12 protein-coding genes are annotated in these 15,868 nt (G+C 63.8%); 7 read left to right on the top strand and 5 right to left on the bottom strand.

Annotation, left to right across the window (positions count from 1 at the left end; translation table 11 throughout):
* Positions 1 to 8 precede the first annotated feature (8 nt).
* Both LB545_RS16315 and LB545_RS16310 read right to left on the bottom strand, forming a co-directional pair.
* Entirely contained in the window at positions 9 to 1,595 is a 1,587-nt protein-coding gene (locus tag LB545_RS16315) for a trimethylamine methyltransferase family protein (protein WP_140657867.1), read from the bottom strand.
* A gap of 193 nt (positions 1,596 to 1,788) precedes the next feature.
* Positions 1,789 to 3,282, bottom strand: coding sequence for a PLP-dependent aminotransferase family protein (locus LB545_RS16310; RefSeq protein ID WP_140497014.1), 1,494 nt, complete (start codon positions 3,280 to 3,282; stop codon positions 1,789 to 1,791).
* 260 nt (positions 3,283 to 3,542) lie between these two features.
* Between LB545_RS16310 and pgi the strand changes: the two genes are divergently transcribed.
* On the top strand, positions 3,543 to 5,186 hold the full coding sequence (gene pgi / locus LB545_RS16305) for a glucose-6-phosphate isomerase (protein WP_224705469.1): 1,644 nt from the start codon (positions 3,543 to 3,545) through the stop codon (positions 5,184 to 5,186).
* Positions 5,187 to 5,191: 5 nt separating this feature from the next.
* The gene (locus LB545_RS16300; RefSeq protein WP_140497010.1) at positions 5,192 to 5,914 is read left to right on the top strand and encodes an HAD family hydrolase; all 723 of its coding nucleotides are present in this window, start codon (positions 5,192 to 5,194) and stop codon (positions 5,912 to 5,914) included.
* Here the strand turns inward: LB545_RS16300 and LB545_RS16295 are convergent.
* Together LB545_RS16295 and LB545_RS16290 are read right to left on the bottom strand one after the other, a co-directional pair.
* Entirely contained in the window at positions 5,888 to 6,634 is a 747-nt protein-coding gene (locus LB545_RS16295; protein WP_181171797.1) for a class I SAM-dependent methyltransferase, read from the bottom strand. The genes LB545_RS16300 and LB545_RS16295 overlap by 27 nt on opposite strands.
* A gap of 8 nt (positions 6,635 to 6,642) precedes the next feature.
* Complete coding sequence (locus LB545_RS16290) at positions 6,643 to 8,745, bottom strand: long-chain fatty acid--CoA ligase (RefSeq protein WP_140523723.1); 2,103 nt, start codon at positions 8,743 to 8,745, stop codon at positions 6,643 to 6,645.
* A gap of 448 nt (positions 8,746 to 9,193) precedes the next feature.
* Here LB545_RS16290 and LB545_RS16285 point away from each other — a divergent pair, with 448 nt between their 5' ends.
* The 5 genes from LB545_RS16285 to LB545_RS16265 all read left to right on the top strand — a co-directional run bounded on the left by LB545_RS16285 (position 9,194) and on the right by LB545_RS16265 (position 14,454).
* A complete protein-coding gene (locus LB545_RS16285) occupies positions 9,194 to 10,786 on the top strand; it encodes an ABC transporter substrate-binding protein (protein ID WP_224705468.1) in 1,593 nt (530 codons plus the stop codon).
* 48 nt (positions 10,787 to 10,834) lie between these two features.
* Positions 10,835 to 11,842, top strand: coding sequence for an ABC transporter permease subunit (locus tag LB545_RS16280; RefSeq protein ID WP_140497004.1), 1,008 nt, complete (start codon positions 10,835 to 10,837; stop codon positions 11,840 to 11,842).
* 70 nt (positions 11,843 to 11,912) lie between these two features.
* Entirely contained in the window at positions 11,913 to 12,767 is an 855-nt protein-coding gene (locus LB545_RS16275; RefSeq protein WP_181169874.1) for an ABC transporter permease subunit, read from the top strand.
* 2 nt (positions 12,768 to 12,769) lie between these two features.
* Positions 12,770 to 13,627 carry an ABC transporter ATP-binding protein gene (locus tag LB545_RS16270; protein WP_140497000.1) on the top strand — a complete coding sequence of 286 codons (858 nt, stop codon included), beginning with the start codon at positions 12,770 to 12,772 and terminating at the stop codon, positions 13,625 to 13,627.
* Complete coding sequence (locus tag LB545_RS16265) at positions 13,624 to 14,454, top strand: dipeptide ABC transporter ATP-binding protein (RefSeq protein WP_140496998.1); 831 nt, start codon at positions 13,624 to 13,626, stop codon at positions 14,452 to 14,454. The genes LB545_RS16270 and LB545_RS16265 overlap by 4 nt, the downstream gene beginning before the upstream one ends.
* 118 nt (positions 14,455 to 14,572) lie before the next feature.
* Here LB545_RS16265 and LB545_RS16260 read toward each other — a convergent pair whose 3' ends face one another.
* Positions 14,573 to 15,853, bottom strand: a complete 1,281-nt coding sequence (locus LB545_RS16260; RefSeq protein ID WP_224705467.1) for a cysteine desulfurase-like protein — start codon at positions 15,851 to 15,853, stop codon at positions 14,573 to 14,575.
* Positions 15,854 to 15,868 lie beyond the last annotated feature (15 nt).

Below are 15,868 nucleotides of genomic sequence, written 5' to 3'. Positions count from 1 at the left end.
GGGCGTTCTCAGCCGCCCATGCCGTTGCGCGGCAGCTTGATCATGTCGCCGAAGCGGGCGCGCAGCCTGTCGTCGAGCGGCTTCGGCACATGGCGCGGGAAGCGTTCGGCGAGGATGCGCTTCTTCTCGACGATCGCCCGCTGCAATATGTCGGGTCGGCCCTTCTCGTTCCATTCCTTCGGCGAAAACCGGTCGCCGACGGCGGGGTAGAAATATTCGGTCTGCATCAGCTTCAGCGTCTGCTCGTTGCCGAGATAGTGGCCCGGGCCTTTCAGGCAGACATCAGCAATGGTGTCGATCGACAGCGCGTCGTCCGTCACCTCGATGCCGCGCACGCAGCGCAGGCAATGGCCCAGCATGTCGTTGTCGATGATCAGGCTTTCCAGGCAGAAGCCGAGCAGGGACGCATGCATGCCGGCCGATTCGTAGACCAGGTTGAGGCCGGAAAGGCCGGCCATCACATTGGTAATGCCTTTTTCATAGCCGGACTGGATGTCGGGCAGTTTCGAATCCGTCATGCCGGCGGCCGAACCGCCTGGCAGGTCGTAGAACTGCGCCATCTGCGCGCAGGCCGCGGTCAGCACCGCCTGTTCGGCCGAGCCGCCGGACATGGCGCCGGTGCGCAGGTCCGACACGAACGGCCAGGTACCGAAGATCGCCGGATGGCCCGGCTTGATGGTGTTGACATAGACAAGGCCGGCCAGCACTTCGGCCACGGCTTGCACCACCGCACCCGCGATCGCCGCCGGAGCGGTGGCCCCGGCCTGTCCGGCCGAAAGCAGCAGGATCGGGATGCCTCCTTCGACGCAGGCCTCGAGCACGCCGCAGGCGTCCTCGGCGAATTTCATCGGCGGCACGACGAAACAGTTGGAGTTCGACACGAACGGCCGGGCCCGGAAATTCTCCTCGCCACCGGCGATCGCGTAGAGCATTTCGAGCGCCGGTTGCACGTTCTCCCGCACCGTGAAGGACGTGCCGACATGCTTGGACGTGCCCATCACGCAGGCATAGAGCGTGTTGAAGTCCATTTCGAGCGGATCGGGAATGTCGCGCGGCACCATGGGCCGCTGGAAGAAATGGATGTTGTCGAGCCCGTCGACGATGCGCGCGGCATCATAGATGTCCTGCAGCAAGGATTCGCGATACTCGCGCTTCTCGACGTCGACAAGATGCACGGCAGCACCCGCCGTGCCGTAATGCACGCGCTTGCCCTGGATCACCATGTCGTGCTTCGGGTCCTGGCCGTGCAGCGTGAAATGCCGCGCCGCCCGCTTGATCGTGTCGAGCACCAGTGCGCGCGGGAAACGGATACGGCCGTCGTCGCCATGGCTGGCGCCGGCCTTGGTCAGCGCCTCGATGCAGGACGGGATTGCGTTGGCGAAGCCGACCGTCTCCAGCAGGGTCAGCACCGCTTCGTGGATGCGCTCGCAATCAGTGCCGCGCAGGGGGCCATAGCTCCCCCCCTCAAGGCCGGCGCGAACCGGCCTGATGTCGTCGGCGAGCGGCGCCGCCCGAATGGCGCGACGCGCTTCGCGTCCGCCGGAGCGGCGCGAACGCTGGTCGGCCGCTTCCTGCTTTTCGACAGCCACTGACATGGAAGCACTCCACCTTTTCTCGGAAGCAGGGCGGCGGTTGGTCCACCATCGGCTGCTTCGTCCCCTTTAGGCCTCGACTATGCCGCCGGCATTGGCACAGCCTATGAGCCAGCCGGTCCGGTTGCATATGCCAGTGCTAAAGAAGCAGGAGCCGCTGTTGCGCGGCTCCCGGGAGGTGGTCAGGCCCAGGTGATCAGGCGGCGGCCGGCCTGCGGCCCGCGGCGGTTGCAAGTTCGCGGATACCGGGCTCGATATGCTGCAGCGCGATCGAGGAGATGCCCAAGCGCATGAAACGCGAAGGCTTTTCGGTGCGGTCGAAGAAGCGGTCGCCCGGCTCGATGATGACGCTGCGCGAGGCGGCGGCCTCGGCCAGTCCGCGGGAATCGGTGCCGCGCGGTCCCTCCAGCCACAGCGACGTGCCGCCGGCCGAGTCGGTCGAACGCCACTCGGGCAGGAAAGCGGAAATCGCATGGACCAGGCGCTTGCGCCGCTCGTCGAAGGCGCTCGACAGCCGCCGCACCAGCGCTTCGTGGTGGCCGAGCGACAGGAACAGCGCGACCGCGCGCTGGTTGTTGGCCGGCGGATGGCGCAGCATGAAGCGGCGCAGCGCCCTGAGTTCGGCGATTAGTCCAGCCGAGGCCACGATGTAGCCAAGCCGCAGGCCCGGAGCCAGCGTCTTCGACATCGAGCCGACATAGATCACGCGGCCGGAGCGGTCGAGGCTCTTCAAGGCTTGCTGCGGCGCCTCGTCGAGAAGCTGGCTGTCATAGCCGTCCTCGATGATGATCTGGTTGTAGCGGTTGGCGCGCGCCAGAAGGTCCTGCCGGCGTTCCGCCGACAGCGGCACCATGGTCGGGCAATGATGGCTGGGCGTGACGAAGACAAAGCCGGAATCGTTGGGAATCGAAGAGGTTACGATGCCGGACTGGTCGACCGGCACCGGCTGGATGTCGGCGCCGGCGAGCCGGAAGATCGAGCGTGCGTCGGGGTAGCCCGGATCCTCCATCGCCACCTTCGAGCCCTTGGTCATCAAAAGCGTCGCCAGCATGTAGAGCGCGTTCTGGGCGCCCAGCGTGACGATGATCTCGTCGGGGTTGGCGAAGATGCCGCGCCTGGGCAGCAGCCGCGCCTGGATCTGCTCGATCAGCAGCGGATCGTCGCGATCGACCATGTCGGAGGCCCAGTTGCGGATCTCCAGCACGGCAAGCGCCATGCGGTTGCACTCGCGCCACTCGGCGGTCGGGAACAGCGCCGGATCGAACTGGCCATAGACGAAGGGGTAGGACGACTTGATCCAGTTCTCGTGCTTGGCCGGCGGCGGCATGTCGCTGGCCGCGATCTGCCGGCGTGCCTTCCAGTCGATCTCGTTGGCCTGGTCGGGCGCCTTCTGGTGCGGCTTGGCCGGCGTCGCCAAAACGTCGGGATTGACGAAATGGCCGCGCCGCTCGCGCGCCACCAGGAAGCCCTGGTCGACCAGTTGCTGGAAGGCCAGCACCACGGTTCCGCGCGCCACGCCGAGTTTTTCGGCCAATATCCGGCATGACGGAAGCGGCATCGAAGCGGCGATCTGGCGGTCGAGAATAGCGGCCACGATCGCCTGGCGGATCTGTGCCTGCAAAGTCTGGCCGGATTCGGCCGAAATCCGGAACAGGCCGGACCATATGGCCGTGTCGTTGCGCTGTGGCATGGGAAATGTTCCTCGATGGCCAGCTTTTTTCGTTTGGCTGGACCAGTCGAATGTAACGGTGGCACAAGGGGTTGCGCCAATCAATTTTTCTGATCTTTGGGATTTATGCCAGTGATCTTTCGGCCTTCGCATCCCGTGTAACGCAGTGCGTCATCGCCGCGTATTGACCGGACGGAATTCGGCTCAATAGTTTGGCGCGACGACACGCGCCGGAAACATCCGGTCTGCTAAGATAATTTAAAAGTCCCAGGAGCCCGCCGGTGGATCAGTCAGCCTTCCAAAAACAGCTTGCCGCCTTGCGCGACCATCGCGCCGCGGCAGCCGGCGATATGCGCCAGGCCTTCGCCGCCGATCCGCAGCGGTTCAAGACGTTCTCCGCCAGCGACGGCGACCTGTTGCTCGACTGGTCGAAATGCGCCGTCGATGCGCGCACGATGGACCTGCTGGAGAAGCTGGCTGACGCCGCCGATCTCGAAGGCCGCCGCGCCGCCATGTTCGCCGGCAAGAAGATCAACGTTACAGAGGGCCGCGCTGTTTTGCACACCGCCCTGCGCAACCTGACCGGCAAGGGCATCATGCTCGACGGGCAGGATGTGAAGGCGGAGGTCATTGCCGTATTGGACGCGATGGGCGCCTTCGCCGACGCGGTGCGTTCCGGCAAGGCGACGGGCGCCACCGGCAAGAAGATCACCGACATCGTCAATATCGGTATCGGCGGCTCCGATCTCGGCCCGGCCATGGCGACGTTGGCGCTGGCGCCCTATCATGACGGTCCGCGCGCGCACTATGTCTCCAACATCGACGGCGCCCATATCCACGACACGCTGAAGCGCCTTTCCGCCGAGAGCACGCTTTTTATCGTCGCCTCCAAGACCTTCACCACGGTCGAAACGATGACCAATGCGCAGACGGCGCGCGACTGGGTCCAGAAGGCGCTCGGCAAGGAAGCGATCGGCAAGCACTTCGCCGCTGTCTCGACGGCACTCGACCTGGTGGCGAAGTTCGGCATCGAGCCGGACCGCGTCTTCGGCTTCTGGGATTGGGTCGGCGGCCGCTATTCTGTGTGGGGCGCCATCGGCCTTCCCGTGATGATCGCCGTCGGCCCGGGGAATTTCCGCGTCTTCCTCGATGGCGCGCACGAAATGGACGAACACTTCCGCACCGCGCCGCTGGCCAAAAACCTGCCGGTGCTGCTTGGCCTTGTCGGCTGGTGGCATCGCGTCGTTTGCAAATACCCGGCCCGCGCGGTCATCCCCTATGACCAGCGCCTGTCCAGGCTGCCGGCCTATCTCCAGCAGCTCGACATGGAATCGAACGGCAAGAGCGTCACCTTGGACGGCGGCCCCGTGGCGACGCCGACCGGGCCGCTGGTCTGGGGCGAGCCCGGCACCAACGGCCAGCACGCCTTCTTCCAGCTCCTGCACCAGGGAACCGATTTCATTCCGGTCGAATTCCTCGCCGCGGCGAACGGCCACGAGCCGGAGCTGAAGCACCATCACGACCTGCTGCTCGCCAACTGCCTGGCGCAGTCGGAAGCCTTCATGAGGGGCCGCACGTTGGAGGAAGCGCGCGCGCAGATGCTGTCCAAGGGCATGAAGCCAGCCGATGTCGATCGCATTGCCCCGCACCGCGTCTTCTCCGGCAACCGGCCCTCGGTGACCATTCTTTATCGCAAGCTCGACCCGCGCACGCTCGGCCGCCTGATCGCTCTCTACGAACACCGCGTCTTCGTCGAGGGAACGCTGTTCGACATCAACTCCTTCGACCAATGGGGCGTCGAGCTCGGCAAGGAACTGGCCACCGGCCTTCTGCCAGTCGTGGAAGGCAAGGAAAGTGCCGCAAAGCGGGATGCCTCGACCGCCGGCCTGGTGGAACACATCCACCATTTGCGTGGTTCGGAGTGACTGAGTTGGCAGACATCAAGGGAATATTGTTCGACAAGGACGGAACGCTTGTCGACTTCAATGCGACCTGGCTCGGGGTTGCCGACTTCATGGCCATGGACGCCTCCGAAGGCGACCGCTGGAAGGCCGACAGGCTGCTTGCGGCCGCGGGCTTCGATTTCGCCAACAGGCGCTTCAAGCCCGACTCCATCTTTGCCTCCGGCACCAATCTCGACGTCGTCGAATTGTGGTTTCCGCGCCTGTCCGACGAAGACCAGATGCTGGCCGTCGCCCGCTTCAACCAGATCACCTCGGTGCAGGGCTCGGCGATGGCGGTGGCTCTGCCGGGCATCGTCGAAACGCTCGGCACCTTGCACGCAAGGTCCTATCGGCTCGGCGTCGCCACCAACGATTCGACCAGCGGCGCGGAAAAAACGCTGGTGACGCTCGGTGTCGCGCAGCTGTTCGACGCCGCCTACGGCTATGACGCGGTGGCCAATCCCAAGCCGGCGCCGGATACGATCCAGGCCTTCTGCGATCTCACCGGCCTGAAGCCGACGCAGGTCGCCATGATCGGCGATAACCGCCACGATCTCGAAATGGCGCGTGCCGGCGGCTGCGGCCTGGCGGTCGGCGTGCTCTCGGGCACCGGCACGCGTGAATCTCTGGCCGGAATTGCCGACGTGATCCTGGATTCGGTTGTCGACCTGCCGGATTTCCTTTCAGCGCGGGTCAAGGAGACGATCTGATCTCGTCGCTAGCGGCGTCTCGGCTTCGAAGGAAAAGACGCCGCTCGGCCTGCTTGCGGCGCCCTTCGCGTCGCCGAAATCCGGCACCTGATATTCGGCGAGCAGCCTGAGCCGCGACAATGGTAGATCGGCGCGGCGCGGGTCGCCGATCAGGACCTCGACGCCATCGGCAAGGCAGCGGTCGAGGAAGGGGATCATGCGTTCGGCGACATCGGGTCCGTAGAACACGTCGCCGGCCAGCACAAGGTCGACCGCCGGTGGCGGACCGTTGGTAATGTCTTTGCAGATCACCGAGATCGTGACGCCGTTGTCTTTTGCATTGAGACCGAGCGCGGCGACGCCGTTTCGGTCGATCTCGGCGGCGATCACTTCGCGGGCCCCGGCCTTCGCGGCAGCGATGCCGACAATGCCGGAACCGGCACCAAGGTCGAGCACGCGGCGTCCCCCCACGGTCATCGGATGGTCGAGGACATAGCGCGCGAGCACGGTGCCGCCGGCCCATGCGTAGGCCCAGTAGGGCGGTTGTGGCTCCGGTGCATCTTCCGCATCGCCTTCGGGCTCGACGAGCCGTCTCAATCCGCTGCTGGGGTGCGCCGTGTAAAACCGGATTTCTGGAAGCGCAGGCGCAGGGACAAGGCGCATGTTGGCCTTGATGAACTCGGCCGGGTCGAGGCGCTGGCGCCGGTCCGGCGCATCGTCGCCGGCAAGATCGTGGTCCAAGCCGGCTCCTATTCGCGCAATGCGCGCCGCAGGATCTTTCCGACCGGCGTCTTCGGCAGTTCTGTCCTGAATTCGATGTATCTGGGCCGCTTGTAGCCGGTCAGGTTCTCACGGCAATAGGCGGTGATGGCCTCGGCGGTCAGCGCCTGGTCCTTCTTGACGATGAACAGTTTCGGCACTTCGCCCGAATGCTCGTCCGGCACGCCGATTGCCGCCACTTCGAGCACGCCGGGATGCAGCGCCACGACTTCCTCGAGCTCGGTCGGATAGACGTTGAAGCCGGAAACGAGGATCATGTCCTTCTTGCGGTCGACGATCTTGGTGTAGCCGCGCTCGTCCATGAAGCCCATGTCGCCCGACTTGAAGAAGCCGTCCTTGGTCATCACCTTGGCGGTCTCGTCAGGCCGGTTCCAGTAGCCCGCCATCACCTGCGGCCCCTTGATGCAGATTTCGCCGACCTCGCCGAGCGGCAAATTGTTGTCCTCCTCGTCGCGGATGGCGATCTCGGTAGACGGCAGCGGCAGGCCGATCGTGCCGGTGAATTCGCCGGAGCTGAACTTGTTGGCCGTTGCCACGGGCGACGTCTCCGACAGGCCGTAGCCTTCACTGACCGGGCAGCCCGTCAGCGCCTTCCAGCGCTCGGCGACGCCCTTCTGCACCGCCATGCCGCCGCCCAGCGTCAGGAGCAGCGGCTTGAAGTCGAGCTTGCGGAAATCCTCATTGTTGAGCAGCGCGTTGAACAGCGTGTTGAGGCCTGGAAAGATATGGATCGGATACTTGCCCATTTCCTTGACGAAGCCGGGGATGTCGCGCGGGTTGGGGATCAGTATGTTCTGTCCACCCATTTGCATGCCCATCAGCGCATTCACGGTCAGCGCGAAGATATGATAGAGCGGCAGTGCGCAGATGAGGTTGAGATGGGCGGGTTTTGGCTTGACCGTGTAAGCGTCCTGCAGCCACAGCGAATTCTGCGCGACATTGGCCAGCACGTTGCTGTGCAGCAGGATAGCACCCTTCGAGATTCCCGTGGTGCCGCCGGTATATTGCAGGAACGCGATATCGTCGGCCGCCACCTTGGCCGGCTTGAAACCCATGCCGCTGCCCACCTTCAGCGCCGCGTTGAACTTGACATGGCCGGGCAATGACCAGGCCGGCACCATCTTCTTGACGCGGCGCACCACCAGATTGACGATGCTTCCCTTGAGCCCGCCGAGCATGTCGCCCATGGCCGCGACGACGACGTGCTTGACCGACGTCCTGGCGATCACCGCTTGCAAGGTGCTGGCGAAGTTCTCCAGGATGATGATCGCTTGTGCCCCGGAATCCTTGAGCTGGTGTTCCAGCTCGCGCGGCGTGTAGAGAGGGTTGACGTTGACCACCGTGTAGCCGGCGCGCGCCACCGCCATCATCGCCACCGGATATTGCAGCACGTTCGGCATCATCAGGGCGACGCGTGCGCCTTTGGGCAACCCGGTCGATTGCAGGTAGGCGCCGAACGCCGCCGAAAGCCGTTCGAGTTCCGCATAGGTGATCGACTTGCCCATGCAGGTGAAGGCCGGCTGGCCGGCAAATTGCTTGCAGGCGGCAACGAGGAAATCGCCGATGGAGCTGTAGGGCAGGGCGCCGATCTCGGCCGGCATGTTCTTCGGGTAGCTTTCCAGCCAGGGCTTTTCCGGCAAGCCTGCGGCAAGGGCGGTGAGCGCTTTCGGCAATCGCTTGGCGGCCGCCGGTCTCGAGGCCGCCGGTGCCGGCTTGGCCACGGATGCGGCTTGTGCGGCCCCAGTCTTGCTAGTCCGGGTCGCCCCGGTCTTGCTCGCGCCAGTCTTCGTCGTCCCGGCCTTGGTCGAACTGGTCTTTGTCGTCCCGGTTTTAGCAGTTCCGGCCTTCGCCGACGTCTTTGCGGGGACGGCTTTGGCCGCCGGCTTCGCGGCCGGTTTGACAACAGCGTCCGCCTTGCCGGCGGAAGGTTTCCCTGCGACCTTTGCCTTTGTGCTCTTTGCGCCCTTTGCGTTCTTGGCGGAGGGCGTTGGCTGCTTGTCGGCGCCCGCGGCCGGCTTCAGGGTCGCCTTGGCCGTCTTCGGCGGAGCCGTCCTGTTCGATGCTTTTGCCAACCGTCCCTCCCTGTTTTGTTCGCCCCTGCCGCGCTCGCCTCCTGCTAAGAGAGGCGTCCCCCGCTGCCGACGGTGCCTTGTCTATGTATGGCCTCTATCGGCGGGCGTGCAAGCCTTGCCCCAGCGGCAAGCCGTCGAAAGATTTGCCGCCGAAAATCTTTCCCGCCACGGGCGCAGCGGCCCTGCATCGTCCGGCATCCCCGGTCATATGAAAGCGGGCGCGACGTCGATCTCGTAAGATTGGTGATCAATAAAAAAATGCGGTCGTTAATAATGTTGTGAATAGAAAAAAATACTGAATTTTTCCATTTTTTTGCGGAGAGGAGGATTTTTTTCCCGCTTACCATGGGGTAGGCAAACTGGGTGTTCCAAAGCCGGAGAAACGGTGCTTATATGCGCGCTTCGCGAGCCTGATAGAGGGGCTTGGAAAAACATCAGGGAGTGCTCAATGAGGAAGAAACTGACTTTTGCAGCCGCGTTGCTGGCTGCAAGCGTCCTGGGCGGCGTGGCCAACGCAAAAACCTTGGTCTACTGCGCCGAAGCTTCGCCGGAAGGCTTTGACCCGGCGCCCTACACCGCGGGACAGACGTTCGATGCGTCTTCGCGTACGATCTTCAACCGCCTCGTCGAATTCGACCATGGCAAGACAACGGTCTCGCCGGGCCTGGCCGAAAGCTGGTCCATTTCCGACGATGGCAAGGAATACACGTTCAAGCTTCGCAAGGGTGTGAAGTTCGCCGCTACCGACTATTTCACCCCGACGCGCGACTTCAACGCCGACGACGTGGTGTTCTCGTTCCAGCGTCAGGTCGACAAGAACGGCCCCTGGTTCCAGTACATACCGGGCATTGCCTACCAGTATTACAATGACCAGTTCGGCGACAACATCACCAAGGTCGAGAAGGTCGACGACCTGACGGTGAAGTTCACCCTCAAGGAGCCGGCGATCACTTTGATCCCGACGCTGGGCATGGACTTCGCCTCAATCGTTTCCAAGGAATATGCCGACAAGCTGCAGGCGGACAAGACGCCTGAACTGTTCAACCAGAAGCCGATTGGCACCGGCCCGTTCATCTTCGTCGATTACCAGACCGACGCTGCCATCCGCTACAAGGCCAACCCCGACTATTGGGGCGGCAAGCAGAAGATCGACGACCTTGTCTTCGCCATCACCACCGATCCGGCGGTCCGTGCGCAGAAGCTGAAGGCCGGCGAATGCAACATCATGTCCTACCCGGCGCCGGCCGACATCGCCGGCCTGCAGGCCGATCCGAACCTGAAGGTCGACGAGCAGGAAGGCCTCAATGTCGGTGCGCTGATGTACAACACCCAGCAGAAGCCGTTCGACGACGTGCGCGTGCGCAAGGCGCTCAACATGGCCATCAACAAGAAGGCTATCATCGACGCGGTCTTCCAGGGCGCCGGCCAGGTGGCCGTCAACCCGATCCCGCCGACCATGTGGTCCTACAACAAGGACGTGAAGGACGATCCGTACGATCCGGATGCGGCCAAGAAGATGCTCGAAGAGGCCGGCGTCAAGGACCTCAAGATGAATGTCTGGGCCATGCCTGTGTCGCGCCCCTACATGCCGAACGCGCGCCGCACCGCCGAGCTGATCCAGGCCGACTTCGCCAAGGTCGGCGTCACAGTCAACATCGTCAGCTACGATTGGGGTGAATACCTCAAGCGCGCTTCGGCGGTCGATCACGACGGCGCCGTCATCGTCGGCTGGACCGGTGACAATGGCGATCCGGACAACTTCCTCGGTGTACTCTTGAGCTGCGCTTCCGTCGGTTCGAACAACCGCGCGGAATGGTGCAACAAGGACTTCGATGCGCTCATCAACAAGGCCAAGACGGTTTCCGACCAGGCCGAGCGCACCAAGCTCTACGAACAGGCGCAGGTCATCTTCAAGGAACAGGCACCGTGGGCGACGCTCGCACACTCCAAGGTGTTCATGCCGATGCAGAAGACCGTCTCCGGCTTTGCGATGGATCCGCTCGGCATCCATCGCTTCGACGGCGTCGATATCGCCGAATAAGGTTCGCGAAACGGGGCGGCGCCACAGCGCCGTCCCACCTCGCCCGCCATGCTGCGTTATATCCTCGGCAAGCTCGCCCTCATCGTCCCGACCTTCATCGGGATAACCATCCTCGCCTTCGGCTTCGTGCGCATCCTGCCCGGTGATCCGGTGCTGGTGCTCGCGGGCGAACGCGGCCTGTCGCCCGAACGTCACGCTGCGCTGATGCACCAGTTCGGCTTCGACCTGCCGATCTGGCGACAGTACCTGACCTATCTGGCCAATATCCTCAGCGGTGATTTCGGCACCTCGTTTTCCACCAAGACGCCGGTGCTCAAGGATTTCCTGGTGCGGTTCCCGGCAACCGTCGAACTCGCCATCTTCGCCATGATCTTCGCCATCGTCATCGGCGTCGCCTTCGGCATCTTCGCCGCGATCCGCCGCGGCTCCTGGTTCGACCAACTGACCATGGGAACGGCGCTGGCAGGCTATTCCATGCCGATCTTCTGGTGGGGGCTGCTGCTGATCATCGTGTTCTCCGGCATGCTGCACTGGACGCCGGTTTCCGGCCGCATCGACCTTCTCTATTTCTTCAAGCCGGTAACCGGCTTCATGACCATCGATTCCCTGATCTCCGGACAGAAGGGTGCATTCCGCTCGGCCCTGTCGCACCTCGTCCTGCCCACCATCGTGCTCGGCACCATTCCGCTTGCCGTCATCGCCAGGCAGACGCGGTCGGCCATGCTCGAGGTCCTCGGCGAGGACTATGTGCGCACCGCGCGCGCCAAGGGCCTGGCGCCTCGCCGCGTCATCGGGCTGCACGCTTTCCGCAATGCGCTGATCCCGGTCGTCACCACCATTGGCCTGCAGGTCGGCACGCTCCTGACCGGCGCCATCCTGACCGAGAGCATTTTTTCGTGGCCAGGCATCGGCAAATGGATGATCGACGCTATTTCCAAGCGCGACTATTTCACCGTGCAAGGCGGGTTGCTTTTGATCGCGCTCATCGTCATGTCGGTGAACCTCATCGTCGACGTGCTCTATGCCGTCATCAACCCGCGTATCCGGGCGAATTGACATGACCAACGAAGGCCCTGCCACAATCGAAGCCGCGACCGTCGTCAGGCCGCAGGACGCCCGGCTGCAGATGTTCGCCGAGTTCTGGCACTATTTCTCGATCAACAAGGGCGCGGTGATCGGCCTCTTCGTCTTCGCGCTGCTGATCCTGATCGCGGTCTTCGCGCCGCTGCTCGCCCCGCATTCGCCGGACGACCAGTTCCGCGACTTCTTCCTGACGCCGCCGGCCTGGCAGGCGGGCGGCAGCGCCCAGTTCCTGCTCGGTACCGACGCCGTCGGCCGCGACATTCTCTCGCGCCTGATCTACGGCTCGCGCTTCTCGCTCGCCATCGGCTTCGTCGTCGTTACCACGGCGCTGATCTCCGGCGTCATCCTCGGCCTGCTCGCCGGCTACTGCCGCGGCTGGGTGGATACGCTCATCATGCGCATCATGGACATCATCCTGGCCTTCCCGTCGCTGCTGCTGGCGCTGGTGCTGGTCGCCGTTCTCGGACCTGGGCTGGTCAACGCCATGATCGCCATTGCCTTCGTGCTGCAGCCGCACTTCGCCCGGCTCACCCGCGCCGCCGTGATGGCGGAGAAGAACCGCGAATATGTCATCTCGGCCAAGGTCGCGGGCGCAAGCCATCTCAGGCTGATGCTGGTCACCATCCTGCCCAACTGCATCGCGCCGCTGATCGTGCAGGCGACGCTGTCCTTCTCCAACGCCATCCTCGAAGCCGCGGCGCTGGGCTTCCTCGGCATGGGCGCGCAGCCGCCGACCCCGGAATGGGGCACGATGCTGGCCGAAGCACGCGAGTTCATCCTGCGCGCCTGGTGGGTGGTGACCTTCCCGGGCCTTGCCATCCTGATCACCGTCTTTGCCATCAACCTGATCGGCGACGGCCTGCGCGACGCGCTCGACCCCAAGCTGAAGAGGTCGTGAGCATGTCCCTGCTCGAGATCAAGAATCTCACCGTTTCCTTCGACACCGCCGCCGGTCCGTTCATGGCCGTGCAGGGCATCGACCTGTCGATCGAGCCGCGCGAAGTGCTGGCGATCGTCGGCGAATCCGGTTCCGGCAAATCGGTGGCGATGCTGGCGGTGATGGGGCTGCTGCCCAACACCGCGACCGTCAAGGCCGACCGCATGGCCTTCGACGGCGTCGATCTGCTGAAGCTCAGCCCGTCCGAGCGGCGCAAGATCGTCGGCAAGGATATCTCCATGATCTTCCAGGAGCCGATCGCCAGCCTCAACCCGTGCTTCACCGTCGGCTTCCAGATCGAGGAGGTGCTGCGCTTCCATATGGGCATGGACCGCGCCCAGCGCCGCGCGCGCGCCATCGAATTGATGAAGCTCGTCGGCATTGCCGATCCGGAAGAACGGCTGAGCTCGTTTCCGCACCAGATGTCGGGCGGCCAGTGCCAGCGCGTCATGATCGCCATCGCCATCGCCTGCAATCCGAAGCTCTTGATCGCGGACGAGCCGACCACCGCGCTCGATGTCACCATCCAGAAGCAGATCCTTGATCTCCTGGTTTCGCTGCAGGCCAAATACGGCATGGGCCTGATCATGATCACCCACAATATGGGCGTGGTGGCCGAGACAGCCGACCGCGTCATCGTTCAGTACAAGGGCCGCAAGATGGAAGAGGCCGACGTGCTGTCGCTGTTCGAGAGCCCGAAAAGCAACTACACGCGCGCGCTGCTGTCGGCGCTGCCGGAGAACGCGGTCGGCGACCGGCTGCCGACCGTTTCCGACATGCTGTTCGAGCCGGCGCCCTCGGCCGCGGGAGCCTCCGCATGAGCACCACCGTCCTCGAAGGCAAGAACATCGTTCGCGACTACCATATCGGCGGCGGCCTGTTCAGCGGGCCGCGCACGGTTCACGCGGTCAAGGGCGTCTCGTTCACCGTGGATAAGGGCAAGACGCTCGCCATCGTCGGCGAAAGCGGCTGCGGCAAGTCCACGCTCGCCCGCATCATCACGCTCATCGATCCGGCGACATCGGGCGAACTGTTCATCGACGGCAACAAGGTCGACATCGCCAGGGGCGGATTGACCAGGGAGATGCGCCGCAAGGTGCAGATCGTCTTCCAGAACCCCTACGGATCGCTCAACCCGCGCCAGAAGATCGGCGACGTGCTGGGCGAGCCGCTGCTGATCAACACCGACAAGACGGCCGCCGAGCGGCGCGACCTCGCCATGAAGATGCTGAAGAAGGTCGGCCTCGGTCACGAGCACTACAACCGCTATCCGCACATGTTCTCGGGCGGCCAGCGCCAGCGCATCGCCATCGCCCGTGCGCTGATGCTGAACCCGAGCCTTCTGGTGCTGGACGAGCCGGTCTCGGCGCTCGATCTTTCGGTGCAGGCGCAGGTGCTCAACCTGCTCGCCGACCTACAGGACGAGTTCCAGCTGACCTATGTCTTCATCAGCCACGACCTCTCCGTGGTGCGCTACATCGCCGACGACGTGATGGTGATGTATTTCGGCGAGGCGGTCGAATACGGCTCGCGCGACGAGGTCTTTTCAGACCCCAAGCACAGCTACACCAGGACCCTGTTCGCCGCCACGCCGCGCGCCGACGTCGCCAGCATCAAGGCGAGGCTGGCGAAGAAGAAAGCGGCTTAAGCCGCGGTGGTCGTCATCCTCGGGTCTGCGCCGCGTCGCTCCGCTCCTTGCTCCGCCCGTGGATGACGAAACGGAGGCAGTCACGCCTCCGGTTTCTCTCGCGAAAAGGGTCGAGCGCTTACGACAGCTTCGCGATGACAGCCCGCAGCGCTTCACCGAAACGCCTGACCTCGTCTACCGTATTGTAGTGCACCAGCGAGGCGCGGATGGCGCCGCTGTCCATCGACAGGTTAAGGCGCTTCATCAGGCGCGGGGCGTACATGTGGCCGTCGCGGATGCCGATCTGCAATTCGGCCATTTCCTCAACGATCCGCTGCGGCGACAATTTGCCGATGTTGAAACAGAAGGTCGGCACGCGTTCGTTGATCCGGGCCTCCTCGGAAACGCCGTAGATCGTTGCCCCGCAGCTCTTCAGCACAGCCAGCATCTCGCGCGCCAGCACCAGCTCGTAGTCGCGGATGGCGCCCATGCCGGCGACGATGTTTTCGCGCCGCGAGCGGTTGTTGGACGGAGTAAGGTTGCGGCCGATGAGTTCCAGATACTGCACCGCCGCGTCCATGCCCGACACGTTCTCGTAGATGAAGGTGCCGGCCTCGACCTTGTAGGGCGGCTCGTCGGGGATGAAATCCTCGCGGAAGGTCGGCAGCCGCTTCAGCGTTTCGAAGCGGCCCCACAGGAAACCCATATGCGGCGAGAAATTCTTGTAGCCGGAACAAACGAGATAGTCGCAATCCCAGGCCTGGACGTCGATCAGCCCGTGCGGCCCGTAATGTACGCAGTCGAGGAACACTTCGGCACCGGCGGCGTGGGCGATCCCTGCCACCGAAGCGACGTCGACGATCGAGCCGATGGAATGGGCCGTCACCGTGCAGGCGACAAGCCGGGTGCGTTCTGAAACCAGCGGGCGCAGATCGTCGACATGCAGATTGCCGTCCTCGCGCATGCGCCACCACTTGAACTTGGCGCCGGCGGATTCGAGTGCCAGCCATGTCGCGATGTTGGCGTCATGGTCCATGTCGGTGACGACGATCTCGTCGCGCTCTCCAAGCATCTGGCCGATGCCGAGGCTGACTAGGCGGATGAACGAGGTGGCGTTCATGCCGAAGCAGATCTCGGATGGGCTGTAGGCATTGATCAGCAGTGCCACGCTTGTCCGCGCATCGGCGACCGATTGGTCAACGGTGACGCTGCGGCCATAGCGGCCGCCGCGCTGCACATTGTGCGATACCAGATGGTTGGTCACCGCATCGAGCACGCTCTGCGGAATCTGCGCGCCGGCGGCGTTGTCCAGGAAGATGAAGTCGCCTGCCCGCTGCAAGGCCGGAAACATCGCCCGGATTCTTTCAACAGGGAATGCGCCGGAAGTGCCGGTCGCATTGGCGGCTTGATGCTTGTTCATGGTCGTCTCCTGCGA

It is taken from the genome of Mesorhizobium sp. BR1-1-6, from assembly GCF_020165355.1.
Taxonomy (GTDB): domain Bacteria; phylum Pseudomonadota; class Alphaproteobacteria; order Rhizobiales; family Rhizobiaceae; genus Mesorhizobium.
Note: the sequence above shows the minus strand (reverse complement) of the source record. Positions and strands in the feature narration are given on the sequence as shown.

What these genes read in the sequence shown, in the direction of transcription:
- LB545_RS16275 (WP_181169874.1), top strand. Translation starts at nt 11,913, where the DNA reads ATGTTCGCCGAGTTCTGGCACTATTTCTCGATCAACAAGGGCGCGGTG.
- LB545_RS16315 (WP_140657867.1), bottom strand. Translation starts at nt 1,595, where the DNA reads ATGTCAGTGGCTGTCGAAAAGCAGGAAGCGGCCGACCAGCGTTCGCGC.
- LB545_RS16265 (WP_140496998.1), top strand. Translation starts at nt 13,624, where the DNA reads ATGAGCACCACCGTCCTCGAAGGCAAGAACATCGTTCGCGACTACCAT.
- LB545_RS16310 (WP_140497014.1), bottom strand. Translation starts at nt 3,282, where the DNA reads ATGCCACAGCGCAACGACACGGCCATATGGTCCGGCCTGTTCCGGATT.
- LB545_RS16270 (WP_140497000.1), top strand. Translation starts at nt 12,770, where the DNA reads ATGTCCCTGCTCGAGATCAAGAATCTCACCGTTTCCTTCGACACCGCC.
- LB545_RS16280 (WP_140497004.1), top strand. Translation starts at nt 10,835, where the DNA reads ATGCTGCGTTATATCCTCGGCAAGCTCGCCCTCATCGTCCCGACCTTC.
- LB545_RS16260 (WP_224705467.1), bottom strand. Translation starts at nt 15,853, where the DNA reads ATGAACAAGCATCAAGCCGCCAATGCGACCGGCACTTCCGGCGCATTC.
- LB545_RS16285 (WP_224705468.1), top strand. Translation starts at nt 9,194, where the DNA reads ATGAGGAAGAAACTGACTTTTGCAGCCGCGTTGCTGGCTGCAAGCGTC.